Origin of the sequence: Sorangium sp. So ce381, from assembly GCF_051473845.1 — a bacterium.
GTDB lineage: Bacteria > Myxococcota_A > Polyangia > Polyangiales > Polyangiaceae > Sorangium > Sorangium atrum.
In genome coordinates this window covers 9,188,706-9,205,541 of sequence record NZ_CP150336.1, presented here as the reverse complement: position 1 = coordinate 9,205,541, position 16,836 = coordinate 9,188,706, and the positions used below count along the sequence as shown (strand labels likewise).

Below are 16,836 nucleotides of genomic sequence, written 5' to 3'. Positions count from 1 at the left end.
GGCGTGGCCACCGCGGCGAGCGCCGCCTCTGGCCGAAGCAGCAACCCCATGATCGACCCCTGGCACCTCCGCGGTGGCGCGGGCGCCCTGGCGCTCGCCGCGGCGCTCGCTGCCGCGCTGCCAGCGTCGGCTCAGCCTGAAGGCGCGGCGTCGCCCGCGTCGGTTCAGCCTGAAGACGCGGCGTCGGCCGCGCGCTCCGGAGGACACGAGCGATCGCCGCGCTCGGCGCAGCCGCCGCGACCCGCGCAGCCGTCGAGGTCGGCCGTGGTGCTCGCGACGGCGGTCGCGCCCGAGGCCGAGGAGCGCGCCGCGCCGCTCGCCAGCGCGCTCGACGCGCTGCTCTCGGACACGGCGCAGGACCTCGGCCTCTCGGTGGATCTGGCGGGCCGCGTCGCCTCGCGATCGCGGCCCGACGAGGCCGAGCTCATCGAGCGCGCGCGCTCCAGCGACAAGCTCTTCATCGCGCCGAGCCTCGAGCTGCGCGGCGACGAGGTGGAGCTCAGGCTCTCGCTTGCGTCGGGCGGATCGAGGTCGCTGAGGGTGCGGGTCGAGCGCGTCGCGCGCGACGACCTCGCGGTGCGCGCCGCGGTGATGCTCCGCGACCTCCTGGCCGAGCTCGACGTCGGCGCCGCCGCGGCCTCTGCGTCGGCCCGCGAGGCGCCGTGCCCCGAGCGGTGCCGCGGGCGCCTCGCCACGCCGGCGCGCAGCATGGGGAAGGCGACGCTCGCGGCCAACGCGACGCTCTACGGAGGCCTCGTGGGCTTCTCGATCCAGCGATCGAGCGGCTCGGACGATCCGCGCCTTCTCTACCCGCTCCTGGCGGTCGGCGCCGGCATCGGGCTCGGCGGCGCGATCATCATCGCGGAGGAGTGGGACGTCGGCGTGGCCGACGCGTGGTACCTCGGGTCCGGCACGTGGTGGCCGACGATCGCGGGGCACCTGATCTACCAGGGCCGCTTCGCGCAGCACGCGGAGGATCCAGCCCAGGAGCGCTGGGCCTCCGGGCTGATCGGCGGGACCGCCGGGATCACGCTGGCGGCGCTCGGGCTCTCGCTGGGCCGGATGTCCGAGGGCGGCGCGCTGATGGCGCAGTCGGGCGGCGGGCTGGGGCTCATGCTGGGCGGGCTGGTCGAGTGGGCGGGGCGGGGCGACGTGCAGCGGACGCCGATCGCCGGGATGGGCTACGGCGCGGCGCTCGGCTGGCTGGCGGCGGCCGCGGCGGCGACGCAGCTCGACGTCACGCCGTCGGAGATCCTGGCGATCGACGTGGGCGCGATGCTCGGCGGGCTGGGCGCCGCCGCGCTGGCCAGCCCGCTCGTGTTCGAGTCGCCGACCGAGGCGCAGCAGCGGGCCTGGGTCGGCGCCACGGCCGCGGGCTTTCTGCTCGGGGCGGGCGTCGCGTGGCGCGTGACCCGCCCTGCCGCGGCCGGCGCCCGCAGCGCGGGCCCCTCGTGGAACCGGTTCGGCCTGCCCATGTTGGGAGTGATAGGAGAGAGCGTGGTCGGGAGCCGGCGAGCGCCCGCGCTCGGCCTCGGGTGGCAGGGGGCGATTCCGTAGGAGCTATGAAGATCACGATCACCGAGCTGGATGCAGGGACGCGCCTCGACAAGCTGCTCGTGCAGCTTCTCCCCGGGCTGGGGCGGGCGGGCGCGAAGCGGCTGTTCTCCGAGGGGCGCGTGCGCGTGCTCGGCGTGGGGAAGAGCGGCGCTGGCCGGCGCGCGTCGAAGGGCGACGTCGCGGCGGCCGGCGAGGTGCTGGAGGTCGACGTCGAGCCCACGGAGGCCTCCGGCGCGGCGACGCCGGATCCTTCCGCGCCGCTCGACGTGGTGCTCGAGCGCGACGACCTGGTGGTGGTGAACAAGCCCGCCGGGGTGCCGACGGCGCCGCTCCATCCGGGCGAGCGCGGGACGGTCGCGAACGCGCTCGTGGCGCGGTACCCCGAGATGGCGGGCATCGGCTTCTCTCCACGGGAGCCTGGGCTGTGCCACCGGCTCGACACGGACACGAGCGGCCTCGTGCTCGCGGCGCGCACGGCCGCGGCGTTCGCGGCGCTGGGCGCCGGGCTGAAGGAGGGCCGGCTCGACAAGCGCTACCTGCTGATCTGCCAGATCGGCGATCTCCCCGAGATGGGCTCGATCGAGGTGCCGCTCGCGCCGCACCCGAAGGACAAGAAGCGGGTCTACCCGTGCATCCACCCGCGCGACGTGGCGCGATACGCCCCGAGGCCGGCCGCGACGATGTACAAGCGCGTGCGGCAGGTGGGGCTCTGGGAGCTCGTCGAGGCGCGGGCGCCGCGGGCGCTGCGGCACCAGATACGGGCACACTTCGCGTCGGTGGGGCACCCGCTGGCAGGCGACGTGCTCTACGGCGGGCCCGCGGTGGAGGGGCTGAGCCGCCACGCGCTGCACGCGCACTACATCGGGTGGGGCGGCAGCGACGCGGTGCCTGCGTTCGTTGTGACGTCGTCGCTTCCCGCGGACATGGCGGCGCTGGTCGGCGAGGCCTGAGCCGCGGGCTCGCCCGGGCGCCGCGCCGCCTCAGGGCGCGCTCGCCTCGACGACATGGCCGTCGACGTCGCGCGCCCGCGCCGTGATCTGGAGGTCGTCGGCCGACGCCGTCCCGCCGAGATCGTTGAAGCGGAACGCGATCACGTACGCCGACGACTGCGCGTTGAACTTCGCCGGCTCGATCCGGATGCCTCCGAGGCTCTGTTCGTCGATGGTCGCGGCGTCTCCCTCCCCTGTATATTTGCGGTTCCACTCCTCGTAGTTGAACACCCGCTCCTCGATGACCTCTCCGGTCGACCGGCTGGACGTCGCGACCGCGACCTCGACGAGGCCCGGGGAGATGCCTGGCAGGGTGGCCTCGACCTCGACCGAGACGCTCGACGTGGAGTCCTCGTCGGTGCGGCGCGCGGCGAGCGCCGGGGGCAGCCCGCCCGGCGTCGGGAGGAAGCGGAGCGGGTGCACGCAGTACACCTTCTCGTGCCCTCCCTCGCGGATCTCGAAGTGCAGGTGGGGGAACAGGCTGCTGGCCGCGAGGCCGGTATAGCCGATGTGCTGACCGCGCCCGACCTGATCGCCGGTCTCGACGACCGGCATCGCCAGGTGGATATAGGTGCTGTAGAAGCAAGCGCCCGGCGGATCGCAGTGCTCGATCTGCACAACGACGTCCTCGAAATCCTGGTAGCGGCCTGCGCGTATCACCTTTCCGTCGGCGACCGCGTACACCGGGGTGCCCATGACGGTGGGGATATCGATGCCGCGGTGGAAGTCGTAGACGCCATCGCGCGAGGTCTGAAGGCGGGGACCGAAGCTCGACGACATCGGCTGGATCTCGTCCGTCCCCCCGATCGGCCACACGAGGTCTGGGCCTTCAGGCTCCGAGCCGCAGCCGGCGGCGAGCGCGGAGAGGGCCAGCACGGGCGCGAGAGACGATGGCTTCATGGTGGCGAGTCCGTGGTGCGTGGGCGCAGCGCAGGTGGCGAGTCCACGGCGCAGCGCCGCCCCCGCAGGGTATCGAAGCACCGCGCCGAAGTCGAGCCAGGGGTGCTGTGATGGATCCATGCGGCGCCGTGATGGACCCGCGCGGCGTGACGCCGCACCACGGCTCGATTCATCGCCTGCGGAGCAGCCTTTCGGCGCTGCACGCGTGTACGATGGTGCGATGTCGCGGTGCGCGAGGTGTTCTCTTCGGACCGCGCCGATCGTCGCGGCCTGCGCGCTCGCTCCGGCCGTGCTGGCGCCGCGCAGCGCTCTCGCGCAGCAGCCGGCGGACGCGGCGCCCGGGCGCGCCGCGCCCCGATCTGCCGGGCCGAGCGACCCATCCGGCGCCGGCGGCGCGGGCGGGGAGCGGGCGCGCCGCGGCCCGGATACGCCGTATTTCCCCGTCAACCTGTCGCTCATTTTCCCGCTGAGCACCAACGCCACGGCGCCCGATCTCGCGACCCACCTCGATCTCGCGCTCCTGCTCGGGCGCGTCGGGTTCGTGGACGGCGCCCAGGTCGGCCTGTTCTCGTGGACGTCGGGGGATCTGCGCGGGTTACAGCTCGGGGTCGCGAGCGTCGTCTCGGGGCGCGCCGAGGGGCTGCAGCTCGCGGGCGGCTTCGCCTTGGCGGACGCCCCGCTCGCGGGGGTGCAGCTCGCGGGGCTCTTCGGCTGGGCGAGCACGACGGTCGCCGGCGCGCAGATCGCCGGCGTCGCCAACCAGACGTACGCCGACGTCGACGGCCTGCAGGCGGCCGGCGCCGTCAACGTCGCTCGCGGACAGGTGACGGGCGTGCAGGCGGCTGCCGTCAATATCGGCCGCGTCGATGGGCTCCAGATCGGCGCCATCAACGTCTCGCAGGAGCAGCGCGGGCTCCAGATCGGCATCATCAACGTGGCCCGCAAGATCGACGGCCTCCAGATCGGCGTCATCAACGTGACCGACAACCTCGAGGGGGAGTCGCTCGGCCTCATCCCGCTGCCGCGCGAGGGGGGGATCCGGCTCGCGCTCTGGGGGAGCACTGGCCTGCACGGCAACGTCGGCCTCAAGTTCTCGAGCCGGTATGCCTATACGATCTTGAGCTTCGGGCTCCACAGCGAGCCGCGCGCGCCGAACGCCGACGAGGGGCGCGCGGCGCAGCGCGAGCCCCTGTACGCCGTGGGCCTCGCGATGGGCTCGCGCCTGCCGCTCGACGTCGAGGACCTCTCGCTGAGCGCCGATGTCGGCGCCTACCACCGCGGCCCGTTCCAGGGCGATCTCCCCGGGCGAAACGAGGTGCTGAAGGCGCGCGTCTCGGCCTCGTACGCGCTGGCGGAGCGCCTCTCGCCGTTCGTCTGCGCGGGCGGCTACATGACGTTGCGGGGCCAGGGCGCGCTCGACGTCGGCGGCGGGCCCGAGCTCTGCCTCGGCGTCGAGCTCGGCCTGCTCGACGCCGCTCGGCGTGTTCGCGCGCCCGCCGCGCCCGCCGCGCCCGCCGCCCTGGCGGGCCGCGGCGGCGCGCTCAGGGCGTCGCCGGGGCCAGCGCGTACGACCGGTGCGTCATCGTCACACCGAGGCTCGTGAGCGCGGGATCCGCGGCGGTGCAACGCACGAAGCTCCAGTCGTTCGGCGTGGCGAACGCGAACCCGAGGGAGCTGTCGGCGACCGTGCCCTCCCACTCGATGAGCGACACGTCGTCGAGGAACGAGGTGGCCTCGCCGCTCGCCGGCACACCCGCCCTGAAATAGAACCGGACGGAGCCCGCGTTCGCCGGCGGGGTCAGGTCGACGGTGAACGGCTGCCAGCCGTAGGTGCCGGCCGCGCGCGTGAACACGACGCTGTTCGACACGCTGGTCCCGCCGCTCGTGTACCAGTAGACCTGCACACGCATCTGGCCGGCGTTGTCTCCCTTCATGTAGCCGGTCAGGGTCAGCTTGCGGCCAGGCTCGAACTTGACCCGGTTGTTCATGTAGGTCGAGACCTCGGAGGTGCTGCTCGACTTGCGCAGGAACACCATCGCTCCGGTCCCGCCGTGGACGACGCTGTTCTCGATGTAACGGTATTCGCTCATCGACCACATCGAGCCTTCGTGCGAGGTGTCGTCGACGTCGCCGTCCTCGAAGTCGCCGTAGAGCATGATCTCCCGGCCGTAATCGCAGCTCGCGGCGGCCGTCGTCCGGACGGCGGCGAGCGAGTCCGCCGGGCTCGAGCGCAGGTGCGCCAGGGGGGCTGTGCGGCGGCTCGTGAGCGGCGCGCTCCGCGTCTCCACGGCGTCGCTCGTCGTGTACTGCGCAGGGCTGCTCGCCGCGACGGCCCGCGGGCCGCTCGCGAACACGACGGCCCCGGTGAGGCCGTCCGCCGCCTCGCCGGGCGCGGGCGCCGCCGGCAGCGTCGTGGAGAGGTGACCGATATGGCGGATCGCCCGGCCGAGCCAGGCGCCGCCCACGAGCTTCGGGACGTAGTCCTCGTTCTGGAACGGGATGAGCTGCACGCGGTGCACCGCGCGGTTGCCGCTCGCGTCCTCGTCGATGTCGATGGCGGCGAGGTATGACTGGTACGTCTCGAAGACGTCCTGATCGAAGACCATGTTGCCGAGCGACATGAAGATGTAGCGGGGGCCGGCGCCGGCGTTGTACAGCCCGATGCCGTGGATCGTGTGCGGGTGGTGCGCCACGACCATGCCGGCGCCCTTCTGGACGAGCTGGGTGAACCGCCGCCGCATGCCGGACGACGGATAGTCGCTGTACTCGATGCCTCCGTGCACCACCGGGATGGCGAAGCGCCCGACCGCGTCCTGCGCCATGAAGTCGCTGATCTCCGTGAGGCCGAGCTCGAGCGCGCCCGCCTTGGGAGGAGGTCCGTCGGAGGCGGTGAGCGCGTACTCCGGGAGCGTCGTCCCGTCGTTGACGATCTGGCTGAACCCCTGGAAGGCCACGTCGACGCCGCGGAGCGTCCGGTAGAGCACGGTGCCCTTCGCCATCGTCTCGTCGAGCCCTGCGCCGAACCAGTCGAGGCCGGCGTTCGGGACGGCGGTGAGCGTGTCGGCGACGCCTGCCCCCAGGTAATCGAACATGTGGTTGTTGCCGAGGCTCACGGCGTCGACGCCGGAGAGCGCGAGCGCCCTGACCGTCTCGGGGTAGGAGAAGAACGTGAACGACTTGTAGGGGTGGGGCGTCTGCGGGTTGGCGGTGACGGGGCACTCCAGGTTGACCTGGGTGTAGTCGGCCGACGAGAGGACGTCGCGCAGGAAGGTGAGGATGGCGCTCGCGTCGGCTTGCCGCGTCGCGGGGCGGATCAGGTCGCCCACCTCTCCCTCGATGCCGTCTTCGTCGCTGTCGATGAAGCGCCGGCCGAACATCGTGTCGCCTCCCACGAGGATCCGCGCGCGGCCAGCGCGCTGCTCGGTCAGCACGACCCGGCCGACCCCGGCACCCGCCTCGGCGAGCGGCCGGTGCAGGTCGGCAGGGATGATCTCGCTGTAGTACCCGTCGACCTCGACGCGCAGCAGGACCGAGCGCCGCGCGAGCGCCGAGAGCGTGAACGCGCCCGCGGCGTCGGTGAACGCGATCTCGCCGTGGTTGACCGCGCCGCTCCCCCAGCCGATGGCCGTCACCTCCGCCCCCGCGACCGGCGATCCCGCCTCGTCGACGACGACGCCGGTCACGTCGATGGGGGCCGCCGCGTAGGTCGCGTCGTACGCGGCCTCCGTGGCGTCGAACTGGTACGCCGCCGACGCATCGCCCGCGGCGAGCCAGGCGCAGGCCGCAGCGCACACGGACAGCGGCCTGGATGTGATGATGCGGACGATGGGTCTTTCTGCCATGTTCGCTCCCGATCGGTTGGGGCCTGTTCGAGGACGGATGACCGCAACAGGCGTGATGGGCGCCAGAGCTCCTTCAGGGCCGGCTCGACACGTGCAAATGTACGTTGCAAATGTGACGTGCAAATGTGCCGTGTGACCAGACTCCGAGGTGACCAAGGCCGATGATGGGGGCGCGAGCGTCGACTGGCCGCTCGACCCTCGCTGGAGAGGCCGCGAGAGCGCCGACCCATGCAGGATTCGATCCGTTTCAGCGATGGCGCTGGAGACAAAGACGATTATCTCGAGACTACCATGCTTCGGTCATCGCTCGCTATAAGCTCGAGCGGAGCAGCCTGCGATTTGTTGTTCTGACAAGGTGTTCCTGCACGTGAAGGCGTGTGCATGGATGGTGCGCTGTGGCGATGCGCGCCTGTGTCGCATGCGGGCGTACTGCCCTGGGCGCACTACCCGACCAGCGCCGAGCCTTTGGCGAGCTGCGCGCGGCCGATCACGGCCAGGAGATCCGTTTGGGTCACGATGCCGCGCAGGCGCATCTTGGCGTCGACGATCAGCGCTTCGTGCACGCGCCCTCGGGAGAGGAGCTGGAAGAGCTCGTTGATCGGCGTGTCCTCGCCGGCGGTCTCGAAGTAGATGGACGGCAAGTCGCGCACGGTGGCCTCGGGCATGGCAGACGCGATCGAGACGTCGATCGCGCCGTGCACGACGCCTCGCTCGTCGACCACCGGCAAGACGCGCAGGGCGCGCTCGCGGAGGCGGCGGAGCGCGAGCGCGCTCGGATCGTCGGGGTGAATCGTGACCAGATCGCGCGACATGATCTCGCCGCAGGTGAGGCCTCCGCGCAGCCGCCGGTGCGCCTCCTCTTCGACGTGCCGGACGAGGGCGATCAGGTCTTCGCGCTCGACGTCGAGCGGCGTACCCAGGCGCTCGAGGGCGGCGTCGATGTCGCTCGGCGAAAAGCCGACGCGGAGCTCGGGCGGGGCGTCGGCGGTGCCGTGGGGCGAGACCGGCAAGGTCACGACGTGCGGGTAGCTGCGGCGCACCAGGTTGTTGAACAGCAGCCCGGCTGCCACGAGCAGCAGGGAGTTGATGGCGACCGGCACGAGCGCGAAGTGATAGCCCAGGCTCGTCACGGCCGGGCCGCCGATGACCGCCGTGAGCGCCACCGCGCCCGCGGGCGGGTGCAAGCACCGGAGCATGCTCGTGACGGCGATGGTGAGCGCGACCGCGGCGGCGCCGGCGTACAGCGGATCGGGGATGACGCGAGCGGCCGTGACGCCGATGACGGCCGCCAGCACGTTGCCGCCGAGCACGGACCACGGCTGGGCGAGCGGGCTCGCGGGGACCCCGAACACGAGCACGGTCGAAGCGCCGATCGGCGCTATCAGGAGCGGAGCGTGCGCGGTGGGGCCAAGGCAAGCGTGCATCACGACCCCGGTGGTCAACAGCCCGAGCAAGCCCCCGACAGCAGCGTAGATCCGCTCGCTGACGAGCAGCGGCGTGCGCATGGGCTGGAACCGCGTAAGAAAGCTCGAGCCCGCAACTCCGAAGCTCATCGCGCGGCCATATATCGAGATGTTCGCGCGCTGTCTACGAATGCTTACGAAGGCTTACGGACGCTGATGAGGGGCTCGCGGAGCGCGAAAGCGTGTCGGGACGGGGGCCGACTCGGCGCTACGCCGCAGCGGAGACCGCCTTCTTGCGCGGGCGCGGCGCGCGGGTCGCCCCGGCCGCGCCGGCGCCGGACGGCTTCGTCGGCGTGGCGCTCGCGGGCGGGGTGGACACGGCGCGGACCAGCGCGGCGGCGATGGCCGCCGTCATCCTCGCGGTCGGCAGGCGCGGCGTGAACGCGAGCACGCGCTCGCCGGGGCGCCGGCCGCGCGAGGAGCGGCCGCTCTTCGCGACCCCCTCGACGGCGCGCTCGCACGGAGAGCCGGGGGCGACGCGCAGCAGGACCTCGGGCAGCCCGATGGCGCCGCCGGCGCCGGGCGCGTAGACGACGCCGACCTCGATCGCCACGAAGCCGGGGAGCGCCGCGCGCGGCGAGAGGCCGAGCCGGAGCTCGTCGGCGTCGGGGCTGCCGTCCGGGATGCGGAGGCGGCCGACGACGCGGAGCTCCTGCGCCGCGGCCGCGGCGCCGGCGGGGGCCTTCCGCGAGCGCCGCACGCGCCGCGCGACGTCGCGCAGGAACGCGACCGGCCGCGCCGCCGGATCGGCGGGGAGCTCGGCGAGCCGGCCGGTGCAGAAGATCGCGAGCAGCGCCGTCGCGTCGAGCGCGAGCAGGTGGGCGTGGTACGGCGAGGCGGCCGCCACGGCGTGGACGCCCGCGCCGAGCGCGGCGAGCAGCGCGACGAGAAGCGCCTTGCCGGCGCGCGTCGAGACGTCGAGGTAGACGCCGCGCACCCGCGGCGGCTCGCGGAACGCCTCGGCCTCCGCGATGGGGAGCCACTTGCCAGGGCGCCGCAAGGTCGCGGCGGCGCGCTCCGGGCGGGGCGTGCGGTGCGCGGCGAGCGCGGTCGCCGCGGCCACGAGCGCGGCGCCCGGCGTGCCGTCCCTGAGCAGGAGCTCCAGGGCGACGCCCGCGACGAGCGCGAGCCCCGCGAGCGCGGCGCGCGGCGCGAGCGGGATCGGGACGAGGGGCCGCGGCGCGACGCCCGCGGCGCGGGCGAGGCGCTCGTGCTCGCGCGCCTTGAGCGCGACGAGGGCGCTGTAGAGCGCGAAGAGGACCACGCCCGCGGCCACGTAGAGGGTGCGGCTGCGATCGGGGCTGCCGGCCGCGGCGTCCGAGATGCGGCCGAGCGTGTCGGCCCCGGGCTTCGCCGCGGCGGGCTCGGGCTGGAAGGCGCGCGCGTCGGCGCGGACCGCCCACCGGATCGGCTCGGCCTTGGGGGCGTACGGGCGGAGCAGCTCCAGCTCGTCCTTGTCGAGCGCGCGGCGGAGCGTGGAGAGCGTCGTCGGCGCCGGGAGCGCGTCGGGGGACGCCGCCTCGTCGGCCCGCGCCTCGTCGACGCGCGGCTCGTCGGGCGCGGCCGGCAGCGCGACGGTGAGCCGCGCCGAGTCGTAGCCGTCGTCCCAGACGGGGCCGCTCCAGGAGACGCGGGAGCTCGGGCCGTCCTGCCGGATGAGCCCGCGCTTCATGAGGTCCGTGCGGTAGCGGAAGAAGAGCACGAACACCCCGCGGCTCAGCCCCTTGCCGTCGAAGCGGGCCCGCATCGCCGCCGGGCGGCGCGTGCCGTCCTCGCGCGGCCGGGGGTCGGGCGGCAGGAGCTCGATCGCGACCGGCGTCGCGGACGCGAGCGAGCCCGCCTCCGCGGCCTTGAAGGGCACGGCGTAGCTGCCCTCGTCGAGCTGGGCGTCCGGGTCGACGCCCTGGATGTCGAGCGCGCGGAGCGGCCCGCCCGAGATCTTCAGCGTGACCTTGTGCTCGACCGTGGCGGCGCCGGCCCGATCGATCGACAGCCGCACGTCGTCGCCGGCGACGTGCACCTCGACCCACGCGCGCGCGGGGAGGGCGAACGCGATCGACAGGAGCGCCGCCAGGAACGGGAGCAGCAGCGCCGGCCCGGGGCGGCGGGCGATGCGAGAGGGCATGGTCCAGGAGTCCCACGGCGCCGCGCGCGGGGCCAAGTTCCGGGGACGCCGCCGGCCGTGCGGGTGGTCGATCCGCGCGCCGCGCGCGAAAGCTCCGCCCCCGGTCGCCTCTTCCGTGGCAGGCGCCGCGCTCACCTGCCGGGCCGGCGTCGCGCGCCGGCAGGCTAGTTCCACCCACCAGGAGTCCGGCCAGGGATCCGGAGAGAGACTTGAACGCAAAGGCGCAAAGGCGCAAAGACGCAAAAAAGAACAGATTTCATGCAGGTTTGCGCCTTTGCGCCTTTGCGCCTTTGCGTTGAAATCTCTCTTCGCTCGCGAGATGGTCTCTGGCAGCATTTCCGACCCGCGGTACTGGGGCCGGGTAAGCGAGGGCGTCGATCAGAAGACGACGCCGAGCGAGAGCGACCCCATGAGCTTGATCTTCCCCGCCTTCTCGTAGAAGGAATACTGGTAGGGGCCCGCGGTGATCGTCACGGGATCGGCGAGCGCCACGCCGATCCCGAAGCCTCCCGACATGGCGAACCCGCCGTCTCGGCTGAGCACGTTCGTGCTCCCCACCATGCCGCCGAGGACGACGCTGCTCACATCGCCGCGGCCCTCGAGCCGCCCGGGAGGGGTGATGACCGCCTCGAACGACTCGTAGCCGATGCGCCCTTTCACCCAGAAGCCCCGCAGCGCCTTGCCTTCGACGTAGACACCGACGTCGGCCGCGAGCGCGTAGCCGGTCGTGTCGAGCGACGCATCCTCGAGCGAGCCCCAGATCCACGACGGCGCGATCCCGATGGTGAGCGGCCCGATGACGGCGACCTCGCCCTCGAAGGTCATCCTTCCGAACAGGAGATCCAGGGCGTTGTAGCGGACCGACCAGCGGCAGCAGGTGGACTCGGGGGGCTTCGGGGGCGGTGGGGGCCCGGCCGGCAAGGCGTAGCCCGGACCATAGCCGGGCGGCTGTTGAGGATAGCCTTGCTGAGGGTAACCTTGCTGGGGGTAGCCTTGCTGAGGATATCCCTGTTGAGGATATCCCTGTTGAGGATACCCCTGCTGCTGAGGGTAGCCTTGCTGCTGAGGATACCCCTGCTGCTGAGGGTAGCCTTGCTGCTGAGGATACCCCTGCTGCTGAGGGTAGCCTTGCTGCTGAGGATATCCCTGTTGCTGAGGGTAACCTTGCTGGGGATACCCCTGCTGCTGAGGGTAGCCTTGCTGAGGATACCCTTGCTGCTGAGGATACCCTTGCTGCTGAGGATATCCGGACGGCGTCTGGGCAGCTCCGCCCGGCTGCGCCTGGCCCTGCGGGAGCGGCTGAGCGTTCTGTTGCGCTGTCGCCGCTGGCGCGAGGAGGAGCGAGCCGAGGCCGAGAAGGAGGCCGCAAGCTGCCGGGTGGAGAGCTGCCCTGGAGGAGGGCGCGCGCGCTGGGCCCCGACCCGTGGTGAAAGCGCAATCCATGGCGGTGGACTGTACCGAATCCCGAGCACGCCGGCTACACGTGCGCCGCGAACCGTCGCTGCGCTCGCGCGCGCGATCTCCAGCCTGTAATCTCCGTGCCGATGCCGCCTGTCCCCGAAGTCGTCGCCGTCACAGAACTCGCGCCCGGAAGCGCCGCCTCGAGCGGAGCCGCGGCCGTGCCGGCGGTCGATCCGCGCGCCGCGCGCAGCGCCGAGACACCCTCGGCCGAGCTCGATCGTGCGCTGTCCGAGCTGGGCGACGCCGCGCTCGGGTTCGCTCGCATGCCGGCCCTCGAGAAGGCCTTCCTGCTCCGCTCGTCGCTCCCCGGCCTGCTCGCCGCCGCGCGCGCCGAGGTCGAGATGGTTTGCGCCGACCGGGGGCTCGATCCCGGCTCGGCGGCGAGCGGCGAGGCGTGGCTCGCGGGGCCTTGCGTCACGCTCTCGCAGGTGCGCCGCCTCGCCGAGGCGCTCGAGGACATCGCCATGCGCGGACGCCCCCGGCTCGGCCGCGGGGCGGTGCGCGCCCGCGCGGACGGCCGGATCGAGGTGGAGGTGTTCCCGGCGCGCCTGAAGGACACCGCCCTGCACGGGCCCCTCCGCGCGCGCGTGCTGATGCAGCCCGGGGCGACGCGCGAGAGCGTCCGGGAAGACCAGGCGCGCTTCTACCAGCAGCGCGACCCCGAGGGGGGCGTCGCGCTGGTGCTCGGCGCAGGCGACGTCGCCGGCGTCCCTCTCCGGGATGCGCTGCACAAGCTCTTCGTCGAGGGGCGCGTCGTGGCGCTCGCGATGAGCCCGCAGAGCGCGCCCCTCGGCGCGCTTGTCGAGCGCGCCCTCGCGCCGCTCGTCTCGCGCGGGCTCCTCCGCTTCGTCTACGGCGGCGCCGATGCGGGCGCCTACCTCGCGGCCCACCCCGCCGTCTCGGAGATCCACGTCACGGGCACGGCGGCCGCGCACGACGCGCTCGTCTGGGGGCCGCCGGGCCCGCTGCAGGCGGCCCGGCGGGCCTCGGGAGAGCGGCTGCTGGACAAGCCCGTCTCCTCCACGCTCGGCGGCGCCAGCCCGGTCCTCGTGATGCCGTGGCTCTACGGCGGCGACGAGCTCTGGTTCCAGGCGAGGTGCCTCGCGAGCCAGGTCGTCAGCGGAGCGTACGGCAGCCACGCTGCGAGCGTCCTCGTGCTGCCCCGGGGCTTCGCGCAGCGGCCGCTGCTCTTCCGGATGCTGCGCCGCGCGCTCGCCGCCGTGCCGCCGCGGCGCGCCGCCCACCCGGAGGCCGAGGCGCGGTACGCCGCGCTGACGGCCGGGCGCGCGCCGATCGAGCCCGAGCGCCTCGAGGCTTCCGCCGACGTGCCGCTGCCGTGCGGCGTCGCGCGCATCGGCGCGCCGGGGCCGGGCGAGCTCCCCTGGACGCTGATCGCCGGGCTCGCCGCGTCGGACGCCGCCGAGCCGCTGTTCTCGGCCGAGCCGCTCGGCGGCGTGCTCTCCGTCGTCGAGGTCGGATCGAGCGATCCGGTGGAGTTCCTCGAGGCGGCGACCCGCTTCTGCAACGACCAGCTCAGGGGCAGCCTTGGCGCGACGATCGTCGTGCACCCGATGAGCGAGGAGGACCCCGCCGTCGGGGCCGCGCTCGACCGCGCGCTGCTCGATCTCCGGTACGGCGTGATCGCGGTAAACCAGGCGCCCGCCGCCGCGCACGCGGCCGTCGTCCCGCCCTGGGGAGGCCACCCGGGCTCGACGCTCGCCGACATCCAGAGCGGGCTCGGCTTCGTGCACAACACGGCGATGCTCGCGCAGGTCGAGAAGACCCTCCTGCGCGCGCCGCTCACCACCTTCCCGCGACCGCCCGGCTTCTACGATCACCGGCGCTCCCACGTCGTCGGGGAGAGGCTCGCGGCGTGCGCGGTGGATCCGGGGTGGGGGAGCGTCGCGCGCGTCGTGGCGGCCGCGCTGCGGGGCTGATCCGGCGTCGCGCCCCCACCGCGATCTCGTTGCGTTCCGTCCGATTCCGTCTCGATTCCGCCGCGGTGACGCGGAGATCAGGACGGGAGCGACGAGCGGAACTCCTTCACCTTCTCCACGATCTCGCGCAGCGCGTTCCGCGAGGCCTCGGAGACGTCCTCGGCCAGCTTCTCGGCGTCGAGGAGCTTCGGTTCCAGCTTGTCCCAGGCGTCCTTCGCGTCCATGCCGGCAAGGTGGAGCCTGACGCGGATCTCGTCGCGCAGGGTCTGGAGCGACGACAGGCTCTTGTTCAGATCGCTCTTCAGTTCGGACGTGATGTTGCTCATTCTTGTCCTCCCGTTTCTACGAGGTGTTGATTGCTCCTCTTCTGCTGGTGATGCATTGGCCGCGCCAGTTGGCGCGCTTCGACGCAGCGCGCGACGTTCACGCGCCCCGACTGGAGCCGAGCCCATCGATGCTGGGCGCAGCCGCCGCGCGACCTTCTCTCGATGTGTGGCGAAAGCGCCCAAGGACGTGCGTTTTGCCCCACCTCGGACGCGAGCGCGCGTGCGAGCTCTCAGGCAAGCTGCTTCTGCGCGCAGACGATGCCGTCATGATCGGCATAGACGAGCTCGCCAGGGACCCACGTGACCCCGGCGAACGTCACGGCGACGTCGCGGTCCCCCGCGCCCTTCTTGGCGCTCTTCCTCGGGTGCGTCGCGAGGGCCTTCACGCCGATCGGGATGCGGGCGATCGCCTCCGCATCGCGGATGCAGCCGTGGACGATCACACCGGCCCAGCCGTTCTGATGGGCCATGGCGGCGATGTTGTCTCCGAGGAGCGCGCAGCGGAGGGAGCCGCCTCCATCCACGACCAGCACCCGCCCCTGGCCGGGCTCCTCGAGCGCCTTGCGGACGAGCACGTTGTCCTCATGCACCTTCACGGTGGTGATGCGCCCGTGAAACAGCCGAGCTCCGCCGTAATCCCGGAAGATCGGATCGGCGACCAGGACGTCCGGGTGCTCATCGCATAGATCCGTGGTTCTGATCTCTGAGCTCATGAAGACTCCCTGGCCATCTTCATAGGTTGTCGCCCGCCGGATTCAACCGCTCATCCGCCGCCGGTCACGAGGGCTCGTGGCGCTCGCCGTCCTTGGCGGCGGGGAGGGAGGCGCCGCTCTTGCGCTTGCCCGCGCCGGCGAACGCCGCCGAGTCGATGCCATGCCGGGCGAGCCACCGGCGCAGCTGATTCCTGTGCATCCCGAGCGAGCGCGCCGCGCGCGTGACGTTCCCCTGCTCGCGCCGCAGCGCCGTCTCGATGGCGAGCCGCCGCATCTCCGGCGGCGCCGGCGTGCGCCTCGCGACCTCCGTGATGTCGAGGCCCGCGGACGGCGCGAGATCCCCCACCTCCACGGCGGTGCGCCCGGCCGCGAGCGCCGCGAGGCCCGCCTGCCGCACCTCGCAGAGCAGCTCCCGCACATTGCCCGGCCACGCGCGCAGCGCGCAGCACTCCAGGAAGCTGGCGCCCGGCGCGAGCCGCGCGCCGGTGCGCCTGAGCTCCGCCGCCGCCAGCCAGGGGAGCTCCTCGAGGCGCTCCGTCAGCGACGGGATCCGCACCTCGGGCCGGCCGATCCGGTAGTAGAGGTCGTCCCGGAACCGGCGCGCCGCGACCTCGGCCTGGAGATCCTTCAACGTGGCCGCGCACAGGCGGAACTCCACCTTGCGTGGGCGCGTGTCGCCGAGCGCGACCACCTCCCGGGTCTCGAGGACGCGGAGCAGCTTGGGCTGAACCGACGGATCGAGCTCCGCGACCTCGTCGAGGAACAACGTGCCCCCGTGAGCCGCCTGGACATAGCCCTCGGCGTCGGCGGTCGCGTCCGAGTAGGCCCCGCGCCGCGCCCCGAAGAACAGCCGCTCCGCGAGGCCCTCCGGGATCGCGGCGCAGTTCACGGCGACGAAGGGGCCGCCCCGCCCCGTCGCCGCGTGGTAGGCGCGCGCGGCGAGCTCCTTGCCCGAGCCGCTCGGCCCGGTGAGCAGCAAGGTATCCCCGCGCATCCCCGCGCGGTGGATCGCCTCGCGGACCTGCCTGAGCGTGGGGCCGACCAGCCCGTCCTCGTGCTCCAGGACCCCGCCGCGCTGGAACGGCGCGATGTCCGCGGTGAAGCGCAGCAGCGTGCTCCCGAGCCGGATCACGCGCGGGAGCGACGAGAAGACCTGATCCTCGATCTGCGCTCCATCGACGAAGGTGCCGTTCCTGCTGCCGAGATCGGTGATCCGGAGACCGTCGCCCGACAGCGCGATGCGGGCGTGCCGGCGCGACACCTGCTCGTCCTCGACGACGACCGTGTCGTCCGCCGCTGCGCGGCCCAGCACGACCGCGCCGCCCTCGAGCGGGATCGGCGCGCAGGCAGGCTGGCCGCGGGCGAAGATGACCACCAGGCCAGGTGTCGCCCCCTCCGGCGACGCCGACGGCTCGGTGTCGGACGCCCTGATCGTCGACTGATCGTCGGCACCCACACCTTACGCATACATGATCCCACGCCGGCCCTGAAGGCTCTCACGTGTCGGACGGTGTGGTCGAAAA

Annotated in this window: 13 protein-coding genes; 5 read left to right on the top strand and 8 right to left on the bottom strand. The window is 73.0% G+C overall.

Annotated elements, in window-relative coordinates; all coding sequences use genetic code 11:
* Positions 1-48: 48 nt before the first annotated feature.
* Positions 49-1,557 (top strand): hypothetical protein, encoded by a 1,509-nt coding sequence (locus WMF29_RS34460; RefSeq protein WP_437324350.1) that lies wholly within the window; start codon positions 49-51, stop codon positions 1,555-1,557.
* Positions 1,558-1,562: 5 nt separating this feature from the next.
* A complete protein-coding gene (locus WMF29_RS34455) occupies positions 1,563-2,507 on the top strand; it encodes an RluA family pseudouridine synthase (RefSeq protein ID WP_044966392.1) in 945 nt (314 codons plus the stop codon).
* A 30-nt stretch (positions 2,508-2,537) separates the two neighbouring features.
* Here the strand turns inward: WMF29_RS34455 and WMF29_RS34450 are convergent, their stop codons facing one another.
* Positions 2,538-3,446 (bottom strand): M23 family metallopeptidase, encoded by a 909-nt coding sequence (locus tag WMF29_RS34450; RefSeq protein WP_437324349.1) that lies wholly within the window; start codon positions 3,444-3,446, stop codon positions 2,538-2,540.
* A gap of 220 nt (positions 3,447-3,666) precedes the next feature.
* On the opposite strand from WMF29_RS34450, the gene WMF29_RS34445 reads away from it, so the two are divergent.
* Positions 3,667-5,049 (top strand): LA_2272 family surface repeat-containing protein, encoded by a 1,383-nt coding sequence (locus tag WMF29_RS34445; protein WP_437324348.1) that lies wholly within the window; start codon positions 3,667-3,669, stop codon positions 5,047-5,049.
* Here the strand turns inward: WMF29_RS34445 and WMF29_RS34440 are convergent.
* The 4 genes from WMF29_RS34440 to WMF29_RS34425 all read right to left on the bottom strand — a co-directional run bounded on the left by WMF29_RS34440 (position 4,988) and on the right by WMF29_RS34425 (position 11,797).
* The gene (locus tag WMF29_RS34440; RefSeq protein ID WP_437324347.1) at positions 4,988-7,288 is read right to left on the bottom strand and encodes a CapA family protein; all 2,301 of its coding nucleotides are present in this window, start codon (positions 7,286-7,288) and stop codon (positions 4,988-4,990) included. The two genes, WMF29_RS34445 and WMF29_RS34440, sit on opposite strands and share 62 nt — an antisense overlap.
* A 443-nt stretch (positions 7,289-7,731) precedes the next feature.
* Entirely contained in the window at positions 7,732-8,841 is a 1,110-nt protein-coding gene (locus WMF29_RS34435; protein WP_437324346.1) for an HPP family protein, read from the bottom strand.
* Positions 8,842-8,959: 118 nt separating this feature from the next.
* On the bottom strand, positions 8,960-10,876 hold the full coding sequence (locus WMF29_RS34430) for a hypothetical protein (RefSeq protein ID WP_437324345.1): 1,917 nt from the start codon (positions 10,874-10,876) through the stop codon (positions 8,960-8,962).
* Between the two features lie 378 nt (positions 10,877-11,254).
* The gene (locus WMF29_RS34425; RefSeq protein WP_272095417.1) at positions 11,255-11,797 is read right to left on the bottom strand and encodes a hypothetical protein; all 543 of its coding nucleotides are present in this window, start codon (positions 11,795-11,797) and stop codon (positions 11,255-11,257) included.
* Between the two features lie 42 nt (positions 11,798-11,839).
* Between WMF29_RS34425 and WMF29_RS34420 the strand changes: the two genes are divergently transcribed.
* On the top strand, positions 11,840-12,409 hold the full coding sequence (locus WMF29_RS34420) for a hypothetical protein (protein ID WP_437324344.1): 570 nt from the start codon (positions 11,840-11,842) through the stop codon (positions 12,407-12,409).
* An 11-nt stretch (positions 12,410-12,420) separates the two neighbouring features.
* Positions 12,421-14,274: a hypothetical protein gene (locus WMF29_RS34415; RefSeq protein ID WP_437324343.1), complete on the top strand. Its 1,854-nt coding sequence runs from the start codon at positions 12,421-12,423 to the stop codon at positions 14,272-14,274.
* Between the two features lie 77 nt (positions 14,275-14,351).
* On the opposite strand, the gene WMF29_RS34410 is transcribed toward WMF29_RS34415, so the two are convergent.
* The 3 genes from WMF29_RS34410 to WMF29_RS34400 form a co-directional block, all read right to left on the bottom strand.
* On the bottom strand, positions 14,352-14,600 hold the full coding sequence (locus tag WMF29_RS34410; RefSeq protein WP_272095413.1) for a hypothetical protein: 249 nt from the start codon (positions 14,598-14,600) through the stop codon (positions 14,352-14,354).
* Positions 14,601-14,830: 230 nt separating this feature from the next.
* Complete coding sequence (gene rraA / locus WMF29_RS34405) at positions 14,831-15,313, bottom strand: ribonuclease E activity regulator RraA (protein WP_437324342.1); 483 nt, start codon at positions 15,311-15,313, stop codon at positions 14,831-14,833.
* A gap of 64 nt (positions 15,314-15,377) precedes the next feature.
* The gene (locus WMF29_RS34400; protein WP_437324341.1) at positions 15,378-16,769 is read right to left on the bottom strand and encodes a sigma 54-interacting transcriptional regulator; all 1,392 of its coding nucleotides are present in this window, start codon (positions 16,767-16,769) and stop codon (positions 15,378-15,380) included.
* Between the last annotated feature and the right edge of the window lie 67 nt (positions 16,770-16,836).